Source organism: Clostridium pascui, from assembly GCF_016908015.1.
Taxonomy (GTDB): domain Bacteria; phylum Bacillota; class Clostridia; order Clostridiales; family Clostridiaceae; genus Clostridium_AK; species Clostridium_AK pascui.
The window spans coordinates 716,194-733,347 of the sequence record NZ_JAFBDB010000001.1; the positions used below are offsets into that span (position 1 = coordinate 716,194).

The window sequence follows — 17,154 nt, forward strand, 5'->3', positions numbered from 1 at the left end:
TAAATGAGTCACTTAATTATTCACTTATTATTTTATAGTATGACGGTTCATCAGAAATTAATACGTTAGAATTTTCATCTTCATTATATATAAATACATCATTTTTTAACTTATTATCTTCGGAATATCCTAGATAATATATAAATCCTTTATTATCTATGGCTAATCCTCCATTAGGATCTACGAATTTAGGAAAATCATAATTTACCTTATTTAAGCTTAAATCATCTAGAGATAATTTAAATAAATTAGCTTCTTCCCCATTTTCAGCTGCAATTATAAATATTTCTTTTTGTTTTTCATTATATATTCCATCATATATGATTTCAAAACTTATATCTAATTTTTTTAATGATTTATCAACCTTACTATATATCATTAAATTATTTGAGTCTCCATTATCTAACAACATAAGTATGTTATCCTCATAAGGGATAAAAAATTTACAATATCCATTAAGAGGAGGTGTATATAATGTTTCTTTTTCATCTTTTATATTGTATTTGAAAATATTTGCCCCTTTGTCTTCCGATGCTCCATAGTATAATATTTCATCTTCATTTAGCCATGTATATAAATTTCCAGATACCAATGTTTGATTATTAATTAAAATAGGTCTATTCATCTTTGTATCATATATTTTAAGTCCTTCTGCACTATCAAATGAATCTTGTTTAAAGCTTCTATATGCTAAATAGTTAGCATTAGGAGATAACTTCATATCCTCAGCAGTATAAAAATCCTGTAAAACTTTTTCTCCACTTAAACTCAATATCTTAATAATACTTTTATTGAAATTTTCCCCTTTAGAAATTATCTCTTTAAATACATATATATTATTTTCATTATTATATTTTATATCACTTATACTTTTTAGTTTCTCTATGCTTTTTAAAGATAGTTCTTTTTCCTGAAAAACAGTTATATTATTTTCTTCACTTCTTAATATAGAAACTTTAGAATACTTAGGTAAAACCACTTCATAACCATTATCATTTACTTCATCTCTATTGCAAGAACAACTAACTATCATAAAAAATATTAGTGTTGCTAATAAAACATATCTTTTAATAAGCGTCATTACTCTAATTTATACTCTCCTACAAATACTGTTTCAGCAGGTCCCTTCATAAACACTCCTAAAGGGCCAACTTCTATGTCAAGTATTCCTCCTGGTAACTCTACTCGCACTTTTGAACTTACAATTCCTAATTTGTTGCATGCAACAACGGATGCACAGCTTCCTGTACCACAAGCTAAGGTAGGACCTGCGCCTCTTTCCCAGGTCTTAACTTTGATATTTTCTCTGTCTACAATCTCACAAAAGTTAACATTTGTTCCATTTGGAAATAATTCGCATTTTTCTATAACGCTTCCTTCTGTTACGTCAGAATCCTCTAATTTTCCTATTATAACCGTATGAGGCACACCCATAAGTAATGAAGTTATTGTATAAGTTCTATCATTTATTAGTAACTCTTTTTCTATTATTTCATCATCACTATTTGCCGGAATATGCTTAGGTTTGAAAGAAGGAGTCCCCATATCTATCTTTATATTAACTGCTTTATCATTCCTAACTTCTAAGAATGCTTCTTTAATGCCATCCCCTGTCTCTATTTTCATACTTTTTTCTTTTACTATATTATTATCATATACATACTTTGCAAAGCATCTTATTCCATTTCCGCACATAGATGCATAAGACCCATCTGCATTAATTATTATCATTTGTATAGGAGCTATGGTACTTTTAGTTACAATAATAAGTCCATCTGCACCTATTCCAAAATGCCTATCGCATAACTCCTTAGCTATATCTCCATAATTCTCTTTATATATACCATCAATATCTTCAATAACGACAAAATCATTTCCATTTCCATGCATTTTAACAAATTTCATAATTTATACCTCCTAAAAAATATCAAAAATAGTTTACTACTTTATGTAAATAATATCAATAATTAAATATATCTTTATTTTAAATTTTTATAATGTTATACTATATAATACGAGAAAAGGCCATAATTTACCTTTACTCATACATTGTTTTGAAAGGATGATTACTTTGGCATTAGACGGTATTTTTTTATATAGCCTCGTCCAAGAATTTAAGGATAAAATTATTGGAGGTAAGGTAGAAAAAATAAATCAACCCGAAAAAGATGAATTACTATTATCCATAAAAAAGGATAGGGTAATTTTTAAGCTTCTTATAAGTGCTAGTGCTGTGTATCCTAGAATTCATTTTACAGATATAACAAAAGAAAATCCCATGTCTCCGCCTATGTTTTGTATGCTTTTAAGAAAATATTTGACTAGTTCTAGAATTGTAGATGTCAGACAGCTTGAATCGGATAGAGTATTATTTTTGGATTTTCAAAGCAAAGATGAATTTGGTTTTGACAGCATTTATACTTTAGTAATTGAAATAATGGGAAGACATAGCAATGTAACTTTAGTACGTGCTAAGGACAATATGATAATGGATAGCATAAAACATGTTACTCCAGATATAAATAGCATTAGATGTCTTTATCCTGGAATAAAGTTTGTATATCCACCTTCTTCAGAAAAATTAAATCCTTTTAATTATACATACGAAGATTTATCTAAATTTGTTACTGAATCAGAACTAAAAGCAGATAAGAATTTCTTCTCTAAGGTATTTACAGGAGTAAGCACTGGATTTTCTAAAGAATTACACAATAGATTGGCTTTAAAAAATATCACTCTTTCTTTAGAAAACTTAAATGTTATTAATGATTATATATGTGATGTCTTTAATAATTTATATAATAAAAACTTTTATTTTGCAACATATTCTCTGGAAAATCGTTTAAAAGATTTTCACTGCATCAAGTCAACTTATATGAATGACTATGAGTATATAGAATATAATTCTCCTTCAAAGCTTTTAGATAAATACTATGCTGAAAAGGATAAAGAAGATAGATTATCTAGTAGGTCATCTAACTTACAAAAGCTTGTAAATACAAATTTAGACAGATGCTTAAAAAAATTAGATATACTTAAAAACAACTTAAAAGAGTGTGCAGAAAAGGATACGTATAGAATATTCGGAGAACTTTTAACTGCCAACATATATAATATAAAGCCAGGCAATGAAACTATAGAAGTTTTAAATTATTATAGTGAAGATGGGGAGTTTGTTAAGATAAAACTAGATCCAAATAAGTCCTCTTCTCAAAACATACAAATGTATTTTAAAAAATACAATAAATTAAAAAAATCTGAAGAAGCTGCATCAATACAAATAGAGAGTACTAAAGAAGAAATTAGGTATCTACAGTCAGTACTCACAAACATACTAAATATTGAAGATTACAATAGCATTGATGAGATTAAAAATGAGCTTATGGAAACTGGATATATAAAATTCAAGAAAGATTCCAAAAAGAAGGATAAGAAAAGCAAGCCAATGCATTTTATATCCTCTGACGGTATAGATATATATGTAGGTAAAAACAATATTCAAAATGACTTTTTAACTCTAAAATTTGCTGATAAAAATGACATATGGCTTCATACAAAGGAGATCCCAGGTTCACATGTAATTATAAAGCATAAGGGAAATTTACCTGAAACAACATTAGATGAAGCAGCAAATTTAGCAGCTTATTATAGCAAGGCTAAAGATTCTTCTAAAGTTGCTATAGATTATACAGAAGCTCGCCATGTTCACAAACCAAACGGTGCGAAACCTGGCATGGTCATATATTATACAAATAAAACTATATATATAACTCCTGAAAAACCAAACTTAAAAAAGCTTCAATAAAATTATTGAAGCTTTTTTATACTAATTATTATCAAAATATTTTTCTTAAATAATTATTTGTCATATCGTTTAGAATTTATATATACATTCATAGCCTGCATAGCTTTATAGGATAAAAATACAAATGCCATTTTTGCCATTATAGTGACTATTGGATCTAGATATGTAAAAAACCACAGTGCATTATTCATCTACTTCCCCCTATATAATTATACCTTTACTTGTTTTCATCATTCAATTCTTCGATTTCAAATTTATCAAACTCTATTTCTTCAATGAAATTATTTTCATCAAAAGAAGTTTTATTTCTGTTGTTGTATTCTTCTAAATTATGATTAAGCCAGTAGGGTTTAGCAATATCCATTTCCTTGCATATTTCCGTTACTGCTTCTTTTAAAGCTTCTTGATATGTATTTTTTATTACTAGTTCAATTACTTTATCTTTAATTATTTTATTATCTTTTATGAGTTTTCCCCAAATTCTTAACATTAGCTACCTCCCAAGTATATATTATTATTTATTCATTTTATAACAAATTTTTAATTATTACCATAATAAAATAACTTAAAAAGGGAGTTTGCATTTGCAAACTCCCTTAATTCTACTATCTAATGCATTATCTCTAACTTATACTGCTTTAGCTTCTTTGTCATCTGATGAATTTGGTACTTCTTCTTCTGATTTACTTATTTTAGGCAATATCACATTTAATATTACTCCCACTAAAGTTGCAAGAGCTACACCTGCTATTTCTACTGGAGCTCCATTTACTGTAAACTTTATTGCTGCTCCACCTATACCTAAAACTATTATAACAGATGATATAACTAAATTCCTTTTCATACCGAAATCAACTTTATCTTCTACAAATATTCTAAATCCTGAAGAAGCTATTATTCCAAAGAGTAGTATACTCACTCCACCCATTATTGGGATTGGAATAGTTTCTATTACAGTCGCCACTGGTCCTATAAAGGATAGTATTATTGCAAGTATCGCAGCTCCTCCTATTACCCACACACTATAAACTCTAGTTATTGCCATAACACCTATATTTTCTCCATAAGTTGTATTTGGAGGACCTCCTGCAAGTCCAGCAAATATGGTAGCAACTCCGTCGCCTAGTATTGATCTATGAAGGCCTGGATCCTTAGTGAAATCTTTTCCAACTACATTATTTACTACATATACATGTCCTATATGCTCTGCTAGTGTTACAAAAGCTACTGGTGCCATAAGTATTATAGCATTCAAATTAAATTTCGGTGCCATAAAAGGTGGTATTTGAAATAATGGTGCTTGTAAAATTTTATTTATACTTTCATCAGGAATTACTCCTAACAAAAGTGCTGACATGTATCCTGTTATCATTGCTATAAGTATTGGAATTACTCCAAGAAACCCTTTAAAGTACATTGTACCTATAACCCCTACACCTAAAGTTATCATGGAAACTGCAATCCATGCCCATCTTGATACTGATGCCATAGAAGGATCTGTAAAGCTGGCGTTAAGACCTGCCCAATTTATTGCCGTTCCTGCAAGTCCTAAACCTATAACTATAACTACTGATCCAACCACTACTGGAGGCAATAATTTATTTATCCACTCCGTACCAGTATAACTAATAATTAATGCCACTATTGTATACAATAGTCCCGCAGCTATTATTCCAGATAGCATTGCTTGTTTACCATATGCTGAGGAAGCAACTACCATTGGACCAATGAATGCAAAGGATGAACCAATGTATGAAGGTAATTTTGCCTTGGTACATAAAATGTATAAGAGCGTTCCAACACCGCTAGCAAAGAGTGCTATAGATGGACTCATCCCTGTAAGCATAGGTACAAGAACGGTAGCTCCTACCATAGCAAATAAGTGCTGAAAACTTAATGGTATTGTCTTTAAAATAGGTAATCTTTCATTTACATCTACATAATTCTTCATTTATACTCCCCCTTTTTTAGCCTCTCTGAGCTAATTTAAAAGTATATATTAGCTTTATAGAAAGCTTATACTTCATAAATTTTTACTGAGTCTTCTCCATCTATTTCACTTACTGCTACTGAAACTATTTCTTCGTGAGATGTAGGTATATTTTTTCCCACATAATCTGGTCTTATAGGAAGCTCTCTATGCCCTCTATCTACCATAACTGCAAGCTGTATCATATTAGGTCTTCCGTTATGGAGTACTGCATCTATAGAAGCTCTTACTGTTCTTCCTGTATATATTACATCATCAACTATTATTACCTTTTTATCCTTAATTTCAACTTCTATTTTATCATTATTTATATTTGGATCTTCATTTAAAGTACTTAAATCATCTCTATACAATGTAATATCTACACTGCCTACTGGAACCTTAACGCCTTCAAATTCTTCAATATTTTTAGCTATTTTTTGTGCAAGAGGCACTCCTCTTCTCTTTACTCCTATTAAAACAATATCTTCTACACCTTTATTCTTTTCTATGATTTCATGTGCTACCCTAGCTAATGCTCTCTTCATTGCCTTGTCATCTAAAATAACTGCTTTTAAATTCATTTTTTAACCACCTTTCACAAAATATAAAAAAGCGCCTTGATCTGTGAATCAAGACGCACTTATACTCTACTATCTATATCGCGCCTTATGATCTCACAGGACCACTTAAAGGAAACTTATTTCTATAATTAGAATATCATTAATTTAATATTATTTCAACTGTTTTTCTAAAATATCTAATACATTTTTGAAGTAACTTGGAATATCACACTGAAATTCAACATATTCATTGGTTTTTGGATGTACAAATCCAAGCTTTTGTGCATAAAGCATTTGACCTTCTAAGTTAAATTTTTGCTTTTTATATCCATATACGGGGTCACCCACTAACGGATGACCAATATGGCACATATGTACTCTTATTTGATGAGTTCTTCCCGTTTCTAATTTACACTCTACTAATGTATGATCTTTAAATCTTTTAATTACCTTATAATGAGTAACTGCTCTTCTCCCGCCAGGTACTATTGCAATCTTTATCCTTTCCTTTGGATGTCTTGCAAGCGGTGCATCTACGGTTCCTTCATCTTCCTTTATTATTCCTTCAACTAATGCTAAATACACTCTAGTAATTGAATGTTCTTTGAATTGTTCTGACAACTTATTATGAGCGTTATCATTTTTAGCAACAACAAGTATTCCCGAAGTATCTTTATCTATTCTATGAACTATTCCAGGTCTTGCAACTCCGTTAATTCCTGACAAGTCACTACAGTGATTTAAAAGAGCATTAACTAAAGTCCCTTCATAATTTCCCGGAGCAGGATGTACTACCATTCCTTGAGGTTTGTTTACTACTATAATATCACTATCTTCATAAATTATATCAATAGGTATATCTTCTGGTTCTATATTGACATGAGTAGGGTCAGGAATATTTACTTGTACTTCATCTCCTACTCTCAGTTTATAATTACTTTTTTTAATATTAGAGTTTACTAAAACCTCTTCTTTTTCAATAAGTCCTTGTATAAAAGATCTGGATTTTCCATCAAAGTTTTCTGTCAAAAATGCATCAAGTCTTTTACCTTTATTTTCTTCAGTTATTAAAAATTTTCTATTCTCCATTTTTCTCTTCCTTTATAACATAAAGTGCTAATAAAGCTGTTCCCATTGTCACAAATATATCTGCAACATTAAATGTAGGGAAATAATATACGTCTTTATAATGTAGTAATATAAAATCTACTACATATTTATAATAAACTCTATCAATGAGGTTTCCTATAGCTCCACTTATGATAAAAGCTAAGGATAATCTTAATATCAATGATTGCGGTTTGTATTTAAACAAATAAAACAATATACCAATTGCAATTATAAATGTAATTATAGCTAAGAATATAGTCTTATCTCTAAATATCCCAAAAGCCGCTCCTGTGTTTTCTAAGTACGAGAATTGAAAGAAATTCTTTATTATTATTAAATCATTTCCTATAGCAAGATTTTTAAGAGCCCACATTTTAGTTACTCTATCTAATATAACTCCTAGAATTATTATAATTATTTCCAATGATACCCTACCCCCTTTGACAATTGCAATAAAAAAATACTAACTATTGAAGTAAGAAATTTATAATATTACTTATAAATCTCTTACTTAATATAACCTATAAAAACTTACAGTCTTCATATAGCTTAATATATATCAATTATTTTAGATATTTACTCAATCATACACTATTATTTATTTACTAATTAACATTTACTCTATGGTCTTTCTATATTGTTCGTTACTTATAGTATCTACTATATCTACAATACCTTCATGATCTTCATAATAGTCATCTTCAAATATATTTTCTCTTTTATTAAAAAATCCTACATCATCATAAGAATCCATTCCATCAAAAGCAGCTTCCTCATAATCATTAATTGTATAATCAAAGTTTTGAATTACCTTTTCTTCTATAGGTCTATTCTTAGGTTGAAAAGCGCGACTATTTAATTTCACGTTAAATCCACTATGATTAAGGCTCTGACAATTTACACAGTACTCTGCATAAGGTATAAATTCTAATCTTTCCTCATTTATATCCTTTCCGCATTCTTGGCATTTCCCATAAGTTCCATCCTTTACACGATCTAATGCATCATTTATCTTATTTAATATACTTATCTCATTTCCCTTTAAAGCCAATCCTCTTTCTTTGTCATATACCTCACTTGCTAAATCCGAAGGATGATTATCATATAGTGAAAGTTCAGTTAAAAAGGATACATTGGAATCTATAGTATCATTTCTCTTCATTAAATGTAATGTTTCTATTACATCATCTTTTTCTTTCTCAAGTTTTTTTCTAAAATAATCTAATTTAGATTTATCCATAACTATAATTATCCCCTTTCTCCTTAAAGATGAATTTTTATAACTATAGTTATTTTATCTTTAATAAATTAAATTATTCTTGTAAAATCCTTAAAGTAAGTTAGCGTTCTTTAAACGGGCTTTCTTTATAAGCAAATTGATTTTAAACTCGTATTTTATTAATCTATAAAAGTTCTTTATTATTAATTTTACTTATAATATTCTTTAAGGTTTCCATAGAAACCGTTTCTCTAGAATCTGAAACAGAATTATCTGGATATATGTGACTTTCTATCATAAGCCCATCAGCTCCCACAGCTAAAGAGGCCATACTCATGGGTAAAACAAGTTCTCTAAGTCCAGTTCCATGACTTGGATCAACTATTATAGGTATTCTATATTTTTGTTTTATCACCGCTACACTATTTAAATCTAAAGTATTTCTTGTATAACTTTCAAATGTTCTTATTCCTCTTTCACAAAGAACTACATTCATATTACCTTCTGCCATAATATATTCTGCGGCATAAATCCACTCTGCTAAAGTTGCACTCATACCCCTTTTTAAAAGCACAGGCTTATTTGTTTTTCCCACTTCTTTTAAAAGGCTATAATTGTACATATTTCTAGAACCTATTTGAATCATATCTATGTACTTTATTCCTTCTTCTACATCACGAGTATCCATTATTTCAGATACCACTGGAAGCCCTGTAATTTCACTTACTTCGTTTAGTATCTGCATACCTTCAAATTTTAGACCTTGAAAGGAATATGGTGAAGTTCTTGGTTTAAAAGCTCCACCTCTTAACATATGAACACCTAAATCTTTTAATGTCTTTCCAATTTTAATCATGGTATTATAATCTTCTACAGCACATGGTCCAGACATTATTATTTTTTCGCTTCCACCTATCTCGACATCTTTTACTCTTACTTTTATCCTTTCACCATTTTTTATGTCTACCAATAAATTTTCCATTCCCTTATCACCTACATAGTTTCTATCATATTCTTAAGAATACCTATAGAATTTTTTACAGCTATTGGTTTAAACTTTTCATATTCTATATGTGCTCCATTATTAGCATTATCAGATGCAGATCTTATTATTACAAAAGGCACATTATTTAAATGGCAAACTTGAGCAATGCTTCCACCTTCCATTTCACATGCAAGAGCACTAAACTCTTCACTTAGCCATATAATTTTATCTCTATCGGCTATAAATTGATCTCCTGTAACTATTCTTCCCACAAAACATTTACATTCACTTACTTTTTCACAAGCTACTTTTGCTTTTAAAACTAATTCATCATGGCATTTAAAATCAAATGTATCCATTCTAGGAATTTGTCCTTTTCTTTCTCCAAATGCAGTTGAATCACAATCATGCTGCACTAAACTATCTGCAATAACTACATCCCCAGGAAGTACATCCTTTCCTACCCCTCCTGCTACTCCTACATTTATAACTGTATCAACATTAAATTCATCTATAAGTATTTGCGCACATACTGCTGCATTCACCTTACCTATACCACTCTTAACAACAACCACATCATGTGACCATATTTTCCCAAGGTTGAATTCCATTTGTGCTTTATTAAGCTTTCTTTCTATACTCATTTCATTTATGATTGGCTCTACTTCCTCAATCATTGCTCCTATTATTCCTATTATCATAATTATTTCCTCCTTCAAGATATGCTATTTTTTAATGCATTTATAATATCTTTTTTATTTATTTCAACTTTTACTTTAGGCTTGTTTAAGTCCTCTAATAATACAAATCTTATTTTATCATCATTTTTTTTATCATGATTAATAGCATACATAAATAAAGTATAATTGTCAACTTTATACTTTGTAGGAAGCCTTAGCTTTTCATATAAGTTAACGATATTCCCATATAAGTCCCTTCTTAACTTACATATATTTTCAGAAAGTTTTATTGATGTTAGCATACCAAGTGCAACAGCTTCTCCATGGGTTAATTTACCTCCTGAATTTATTTCAATAGCGTGCCCTACTGTATGCCCAAAATTTAATACATTTCTAATTCCTCTATCATTTAAATCATCTTTTATTATTTCTGATTTTGCCTTAAGAGAGCTTTTTATTATATGGATCATTTTATCTGTTTCTTTTTCCAATATACCCTTGTAATTTTCATTTAAAAAATTTAAAAAATTACTATCTCTAATAAGTGCATATTTTACTACTTCCCCTAATGCTCCTTGAAACTCCTTTTCTTCTAATGTCTTTAAGAAATTTGTAGATATATATACGAACTCTGGATAATGAAAATTTCCTATTATATTTTTCACTCCATTATAGTTATATCCTACTTTTCCTCCTACAGAACTGTCTACTTGAGATAAAAGAGTTGTAGGTATGTTAATATATCTTATTCCCCTCATATAAGTAGAGGCTACAAATCCAACTATATCTCCTACAACACCTCCACCTAATGCTATTAATATACTGTTTCTATTTGCGTTATTTTCTATTAAAAAAGAGTATATTCCTTGAACCGTATTTATGTTCTTATTTTCTTCCCCTTCCTTAAAACAATATTCCTTTACGTTATATTGTTTCTTGAATTTTTCAATACTATCTTTATAAATCGAATATACCTTATCATCTGTGATGATAAACATTGAATCCTTATCTTTTATCTTGTTTTCGATTAAAGCTTGCGAAAATCTATCCATAGATGAAGTTATATATACTTTGTATTCCCCATCCTTTAGCTTTACACTTAGTTCTTTCATATTTCTATCCCCTTTCTTTAATTAGCAGGATAAATAGAATTTCAATAAAAAATCTCACTCTGACGAGCGAGATTTTTTATTATCTTTCTGCAAAAAAACTCTTAATTTGATTTAATTCTTCAGGATCCAGAACTTTAGTTTCTTCTAAATCTTTTTTCATGAAACTTTCATCATTACTTAATTCTATGCTTATATTATTTCCTAATTCCTCTAGATTTAGACTATCATTTTTACTTCTATCTACATAGTTACCTATATTGTAATTCCTTATATAATCCTTTTCCATTGTCTCAAATACTTCTAACTGAGATTGCATAAAAGTTTTAAACTTTGTCTTAAAGATTATGAATTCTTGCTTTGTTCGCTCAAAATCATCATTTATTTTCATTACTTCATTATGAGCCTTATCTAAAATCCTTTGAGCCGTTTCATTGGCATTTAATACAACAAGCTCTGCTTCCTTTTGAGCTGTTCTCTTAGCTTGATCAGAAGCATTTTGAGCAAGCAAAAGTGTACTTTGAATTGTATCTTCCATTTTTGCATAATGCTCAATATTTTCTTGTAATGCATTTATTTTTTCTTTTAAACATGAATTTTCTTTATACAAAACCTCATAGTCTTCTGCTATCTTTTCTAAGAACTCTTCTACTTCGTCCATATCATATCCTCTAAAGGATTTCTTAAATTCCTTACTTGTTATATCCATAGATGTTGTTTTCATACGACCACCTCATTTTAGATAAATTTCTTTAGTAATATTTTAAATCTACCGCTGCCTGTAATACCTACCTGAGATACTATTTTATACTTACCATAACCCCTTATAGTAAGTATTGAATTTTCCTGAACTATTTCATCCTTTTCATTTTCTACTCTATAGTCTTTTATAACCTTGCCTTCTCTTATAATATCTAAAGCTTTACTTCGAGAAAGCCCTGTTATAGAACTCACAATAGAGTCTAATCTAAAGGAAGTTGATATTATATTTTCCTCTTGAAACTTATGCTGTGGTAAATCTTCAGTATATATATCAACTATCTTCACAATACATGGACTATTTCCTATAGATTTTAAGCTATATATTATATAATCAGCCAGCTCTTCATATACTGCCACATATGCTGAAGAATCTTCACATATTAAATCTCCAAATTTTTCCCTCTTTATACCTAATGACAAGATACTTCCTAAATAATCTCTATGAGTTAACTTAGTAAATTCAGATTTATTTTGTATCTTAATTAAACTTATTGGAAAATGCCATATTTCTTCTTGCGAAAAAGCTATTACCTTTCTTTCTGCCTCATCAAATATCCCGAATGAGCTTACATTTATCCCAAAAGCCCCTTTAGCCTTTTCCAAATACCTCCAAACATTTGGAGGATAGAATTCCTCTGTATACACTTCTCTTCCTGTTTTTAAGGAAAAACATATTTTCTCATATAACTTTGAAACTTTATTCTTGTCTTCAAAAGACAATGCATTTAGAAACGCTTTTTTATCTATCATATTATTAAAAAAGAATATTCCTTACAATTTGTCTTAATATGGATATAATAAAAAGGGCAAGGATAGGAGAGAAGTCAATCATAAACCCTGGCATAATTTTTTCTTGAATTTTTCTTCCTGGAGCAAGTAATGGTTCTGTAATAGAGTGTATAAAATAAGTAAATTTATTTTCTACTCCCCTCATAACAAAGGAAAGTATTATTTCTGCAAATATTGCATACTCCATTACAACAAATAAAAGACTAAAAATTTTGTATAAAATAACGTTCATATAAACCTCCAGCTTTATTTATTCCAGCTAAAAATCCCCTTATTTGACAATTCGTTTTTAAGTTCACTATCTACTTCTACATTAGAAGGTGAAACTATATATATTTTACATCCTACTTCTTCTAAATTCCCACCTAATGCATAAGTTGCTCCACTCATAAAGTCTAATAACCTTTGCCCTACTTTAGGTTCTAATCCTGTAGAATTAACTACTACTATCTTTCTATTTTTCAAATGATCACATATATCTACCACTTCATCATAAGTAGATGGCTTCACTATTAAAACCTTTGTATTTACGGAAGTATGTATACTTACTATCTTATTTTGTTTCTTTGAATTAGATGATATTATAGGTTCATATTCTTCCTTCCTATTATCATTTGGAGACATACCATCTTCCATTTCATCTGCTTCTTCTTCGAACTCCTCTATTTCATCTTCCAGCCCTATAAGGCTCATCATCTTATTTAGTACTTTTCCTGCCATGTAAATTTCCTCCTTTATTAAGCATTAATAATTGTATAGTCTCTTTTACCGAATATTCCTTGACCTACTCTCACCATATTAGAGCCTTCTTCTATGGCTATCTTATAATCTCCAGTCATTCCCATTGAAAGATATTTCATATTAACATTTTTAAAACTTCTCTTACTTAAGTTATCGAATATATTCTTAACCTCTTTAAAGTATATTCTACAAGAATTTTCATCGCCTATAGGTATTACAGTCATAAGTCCTTCTACATTTACACAATTGCAATTTTCTACAACATTTAATAGTTCTTCCAAGTCTTCTTTCATTATTCCAGACTTATTTTGTTCTTTTCCTATATTTATTTCTATAAGAACATGAGCTTTTAATCCTTTCTTAGCATATTGTTTTTCTATTTCTTCTAACAATTTTATGCTGTCTAAGGAATGTATAAGATCAACTTTGCCTACAATGTATTTAACTTTATTTCTCTGTAAATGTCCTATTAAATGCCATATTACATCTTCTTTATTAAAATGCTCTATCTTATACATTAATTCTTGAACCTTATTTTCTCCAAAATCTCTTATTCCGCATTGATATGCCTCATCCATATCTTCCAATGGCTTTGTTTTTGATACAGCTACAAGCTTAACTCCACTTGGAATAGTAGGATTAATATTTATTACATTTTCAGCAATAGACATATTATCATCCCCTTTTAATCTTAATTATTCTTCATAAAATCCAAAATTCCTTCATATTTATCTACTTACTTAAAAGATTTTATAAATTTATTTTTAAAATTTCCGCTAAAAGCTGGTATTATAATATCATGCGAATCTTCTATATCTACTTGTATGTCTCTAAACATCAATGCCTTTAAGTAATTTTCATCTCCAAGCATATATGCTTTTAATGTTTCCTTATTTCCTATAGCTTTTATATAAAAAGGAGCACTTATTTGTATACCATTGACTCTTAAGAAAGGACCATTGCAGTATACACTTGAATTCCCTATAAGTCTATTCCCATTTATGGAAATAGCTTCTGCACCAGAATTCAGCAAATCATTTATTACCTGAACCATATCAGTATTGTGTATCAATTTTAATTGATATTCAAAAGGATCCTCTACAAATTCTGTGCTTGCATCATTTAGTGTAATTAATATTCCCTGCCCATGCACTTCAGTTCCACCAAGTATATTATTATTATAGTCTATTTCCTTTATTATTTCATTTCTCATCTTATTTCTATCCTGTATGTTTTCCTCATATTTACGAAGCTTATTAGAGTATTCTTCATACTGTCTATTTAAGTTACTTATATCATTTATAAGTTGATTTTTATGAGCATAGTTATCTCGATATTCCCTACTGCTTAACATTATTTGACTTTGTCTTGAAAAACTAATATTTGTAGCTATCAGTACTCCTATAATAATAGAAGCTATAAATAAAAATATATTAGCCTCATTTTTTTTCATTTAGTTCACCTCATTGACGAGATTTTATCTTTTCAATAAGAATTCTTCTTATCATTGCAAAGCTATCAAATATTCTTCCTCCAAATACTACTACAGCAGCTATATATATTGGAACGCCCAACTTATCTCCAATATATGTAAGTCCCGCTGCAATAATAGCGTTTCCAAAAAAACCTGAAATAAATATATCCGCTTGAAAGTTTTTAGAAAGATTAGCTCTTATAGCTCCAAATACAGAGTCTAGAGCGGCTAGTATTGCAATAGATAAATATGGAGAAAACTTATCTGAAATATTTATATTAAGTACAAGTCCTAATATCATACCTATTATTAGTCCCAAAAACGCAATCATTCAAGTCACCTCTATTTTTTATTTTCTTTTTCTACAGGTTTTGCATAATTAAATTTGTATGTTTTATTATATTTTTGAACTTTTATATTATCAGATACTTCATATTTAACCTCAGAAATACCTTTAAAATCTGATAATGTTTCAGGAAAATTTAAAGCAGCCTCTAAATTCTTTTTATCTCCTATAGCCTTTATTGTTATCTTTTGTGAAGGTGATACCCTATCCTCACCATTTATTATAATAGTACTTCCAGAAATTCTTATACCAGACTTTAATGTAAGTCTTATATCATTTATAGAAATAGCTTCTGCTCCAGCAAATCTTAATTCATTTACTAAATAAACTAAATGCCTATCTGTTATAGTAATTCCTCCGTTATTTCCAAAAATGTCTTGATTGGGTATTAGTTGTATCACTATTCCTTCCCCTTGAACATCCGTCGTACCTGTTAAAAGTCTAGTTTCTTCTAAATCCACTAAGAGTTTTTTAGTAGTATCATCATTTCCTGCTGCTGCTGATTCATAATCATTTAATTTAGTTTGAAGTTCCTCTATTTTCTTATTTAATCCTTCTTTATCCTTTTTATATTGTTCAATTTCTGTATTAACATTATTAGCTGTATACTGATTTACATTTAATAACTTTTCTCTTTTTAAAATAGCTTTAAATTGATATGCCAAAGTAAATCCAAGCACTGCACATACTAAAGCTAAACTTATTTGTGAAGTCCATTTACGCATAAAAAATTCCTCCCACTTACTCTATAAAAACTACAGGATTGCCTTCAAAACTCACATCTATATATCCCTTTTTCCCTTTTAATTCTTCCTTTTGAAAAACTATATTAAAAGCCTTATTAAGCTTCTCGTCTAAGCTTTGATTATTCCCAAGCTTAATGCAAATATTATTATAATATACTTTTATATTTGTCATATCTCCTATATCTACAGTTGAAATTCCATAGTTATCCTTTTTACTTCCTAAAAGAGCAGACAATTCTCTAGCAGTTTCTATCTTTCTTTCATCATCCACTACGATTGGCTGACCCAATTTACTTTTGCTTTCATCAAACCCTTGTAGTTTCACTAGTTTCATATTATTTATATCTTGTCTTTCCTCTAGTACAGAACCATCTCTATCTAATACAAAGTATTTATTTCCCTTATTTCCGTAAAATACAGCTTCCCTTTCTTTTATGGTTATAACTAAAGTACTTGGCAGCTTTCTTTTTATCTGAGCTTCTAATATATATGGGTTCTTTAATAGGTTTTTTTTAGCACTATCTAAATCTATATAAAAAATATTATTCCCTTTGCTAAGCTTAGAAGTTTCTATGACACTGCTTATAGATATATTTTTATTATCTTTTACATTTATATCCTTTATATCAAAATACGGATGCTTAAGAAGTAAAGTCATTAAAATTCCAATTAAAAATAACAATGACAGCACTAATTTTTTCATAAACTTTTTTCTTCTTCTCTTTATTATTAATTCATTTTTTTCGTTATTATCATCATTTACTTCTTTATCTCTATTATTTATATTTGTAACTTCTATCATTTTAACTCTCCACTCTAACCATTTGTTCATATACTAATAATAACACTTGATATG

At 29.1% G+C, this 17,154-nt stretch carries 22 protein-coding genes; 1 reads left to right on the forward strand and 21 read right to left on the reverse strand.

The window, feature by feature from the left end; all coding sequences use genetic code 11:
• Positions 1-16 precede the first annotated feature (16 nt).
• A complete protein-coding gene (locus JOC70_RS03990; protein WP_204597585.1) occupies positions 17-1,081 on the reverse strand; it encodes a hypothetical protein in 1,065 nt (354 codons plus the stop codon).
• Entirely contained in the window at positions 1,081-1,905 is an 825-nt protein-coding gene (dapF, locus tag JOC70_RS03995; protein WP_204597586.1) for a diaminopimelate epimerase, read from the reverse strand. The genes JOC70_RS03990 and dapF overlap by 1 nt, the downstream gene beginning before the upstream one ends.
• A 166-nt stretch (positions 1,906-2,071) precedes the next feature.
• On the opposite strand from dapF, the gene JOC70_RS04000 reads away from it, so the two are divergent.
• Positions 2,072-3,805, forward strand: coding sequence for an Rqc2 family fibronectin-binding protein (locus JOC70_RS04000; RefSeq protein ID WP_204597587.1), 1,734 nt, complete (start codon positions 2,072-2,074; stop codon positions 3,803-3,805).
• A gap of 53 nt (positions 3,806-3,858) precedes the next feature.
• On the opposite strand, the gene JOC70_RS04005 is transcribed toward JOC70_RS04000, so the two are convergent.
• From JOC70_RS04005 to JOC70_RS04095, 19 genes are all read right to left on the reverse strand, one after another.
• The gene (locus tag JOC70_RS04005; protein WP_204597588.1) at positions 3,859-3,996 is read right to left on the reverse strand and encodes a hypothetical protein; all 138 of its coding nucleotides are present in this window, start codon (positions 3,994-3,996) and stop codon (positions 3,859-3,861) included.
• Positions 3,997-4,022: 26 nt separating this feature from the next.
• Entirely contained in the window at positions 4,023-4,295 is a 273-nt protein-coding gene (locus JOC70_RS04010; protein ID WP_204597589.1) for a hypothetical protein, read from the reverse strand.
• Positions 4,296-4,433: 138 nt separating this feature from the next.
• A complete protein-coding gene (gene uraA, locus JOC70_RS04015; protein ID WP_204597590.1) occupies positions 4,434-5,756 on the reverse strand; it encodes a uracil permease in 1,323 nt (440 codons plus the stop codon).
• Positions 5,757-5,821: 65 nt separating this feature from the next.
• A complete protein-coding gene (pyrR, locus tag JOC70_RS04020; protein WP_204597591.1) occupies positions 5,822-6,358 on the reverse strand; it encodes a bifunctional pyr operon transcriptional regulator/uracil phosphoribosyltransferase PyrR in 537 nt (178 codons plus the stop codon).
• 150 nt (positions 6,359-6,508) lie between these two features.
• The gene (locus JOC70_RS04025; protein ID WP_204597592.1) at positions 6,509-7,426 is read right to left on the reverse strand and encodes an RluA family pseudouridine synthase; all 918 of its coding nucleotides are present in this window, start codon (positions 7,424-7,426) and stop codon (positions 6,509-6,511) included.
• Positions 7,416-7,871 (reverse strand): signal peptidase II, encoded by a 456-nt coding sequence (gene lspA, locus JOC70_RS04030; protein WP_204597593.1) that lies wholly within the window; start codon positions 7,869-7,871, stop codon positions 7,416-7,418. The genes JOC70_RS04025 and lspA overlap by 11 nt, the downstream gene beginning before the upstream one ends.
• A gap of 192 nt (positions 7,872-8,063) precedes the next feature.
• A complete protein-coding gene (locus JOC70_RS04035) occupies positions 8,064-8,687 on the reverse strand; it encodes a TraR/DksA C4-type zinc finger protein (RefSeq protein ID WP_204597594.1) in 624 nt (207 codons plus the stop codon).
• Positions 8,688-8,850: 163 nt separating this feature from the next.
• On the reverse strand, positions 8,851-9,648 hold the full coding sequence (aroF, locus tag JOC70_RS04040) for a 3-deoxy-7-phosphoheptulonate synthase (protein WP_204597595.1): 798 nt from the start codon (positions 9,646-9,648) through the stop codon (positions 8,851-8,853).
• 11 nt (positions 9,649-9,659) lie between these two features.
• Positions 9,660-10,352, reverse strand: coding sequence for a 5'-methylthioadenosine/adenosylhomocysteine nucleosidase (locus JOC70_RS04045; RefSeq protein ID WP_204597596.1), 693 nt, complete (start codon positions 10,350-10,352; stop codon positions 9,660-9,662).
• A gap of 14 nt (positions 10,353-10,366) precedes the next feature.
• On the reverse strand, positions 10,367-11,443 hold the full coding sequence (gene aroB / locus JOC70_RS04050; RefSeq protein WP_204597597.1) for a 3-dehydroquinate synthase: 1,077 nt from the start codon (positions 11,441-11,443) through the stop codon (positions 10,367-10,369).
• A 79-nt stretch (positions 11,444-11,522) separates the two neighbouring features.
• Positions 11,523-12,164 carry a DivIVA domain-containing protein gene (locus tag JOC70_RS04055; protein ID WP_204597598.1) on the reverse strand — a complete coding sequence of 214 codons (642 nt, stop codon included), beginning with the start codon at positions 12,162-12,164 and terminating at the stop codon, positions 11,523-11,525.
• Positions 12,165-12,178: 14 nt separating this feature from the next.
• Positions 12,179-12,805, reverse strand: coding sequence for a YlmH/Sll1252 family protein (locus JOC70_RS04060; RefSeq protein ID WP_204597599.1), 627 nt, complete (start codon positions 12,803-12,805; stop codon positions 12,179-12,181).
• Positions 12,806-12,956: 151 nt separating this feature from the next.
• On the reverse strand, positions 12,957-13,223 hold the full coding sequence (locus JOC70_RS04065) for a YggT family protein (RefSeq protein WP_204597600.1): 267 nt from the start codon (positions 13,221-13,223) through the stop codon (positions 12,957-12,959).
• Positions 13,224-13,237: 14 nt separating this feature from the next.
• Entirely contained in the window at positions 13,238-13,711 is a 474-nt protein-coding gene (locus JOC70_RS04070) for a cell division protein SepF (protein ID WP_204597601.1), read from the reverse strand.
• 17 nt (positions 13,712-13,728) lie between these two features.
• Entirely contained in the window at positions 13,729-14,403 is a 675-nt protein-coding gene (locus JOC70_RS04075) for a YggS family pyridoxal phosphate-dependent enzyme (RefSeq protein WP_204597602.1), read from the reverse strand.
• A gap of 65 nt (positions 14,404-14,468) precedes the next feature.
• The gene (locus JOC70_RS04080; protein ID WP_204597603.1) at positions 14,469-15,185 is read right to left on the reverse strand and encodes a DUF881 domain-containing protein; all 717 of its coding nucleotides are present in this window, start codon (positions 15,183-15,185) and stop codon (positions 14,469-14,471) included.
• 10 nt (positions 15,186-15,195) lie between these two features.
• Positions 15,196-15,537 (reverse strand): small basic family protein, encoded by a 342-nt coding sequence (locus JOC70_RS04085; protein ID WP_035310934.1) that lies wholly within the window; start codon positions 15,535-15,537, stop codon positions 15,196-15,198.
• 11 nt (positions 15,538-15,548) lie between these two features.
• Positions 15,549-16,277, reverse strand: a complete 729-nt coding sequence (locus tag JOC70_RS04090; protein WP_204597604.1) for a DUF881 domain-containing protein — start codon at positions 16,275-16,277, stop codon at positions 15,549-15,551.
• Between the two features lie 16 nt (positions 16,278-16,293).
• Complete coding sequence (locus JOC70_RS04095) at positions 16,294-17,100, reverse strand: cell division protein FtsQ/DivIB (protein ID WP_204597605.1); 807 nt, start codon at positions 17,098-17,100, stop codon at positions 16,294-16,296.
• Positions 17,101-17,154 lie beyond the last annotated feature (54 nt).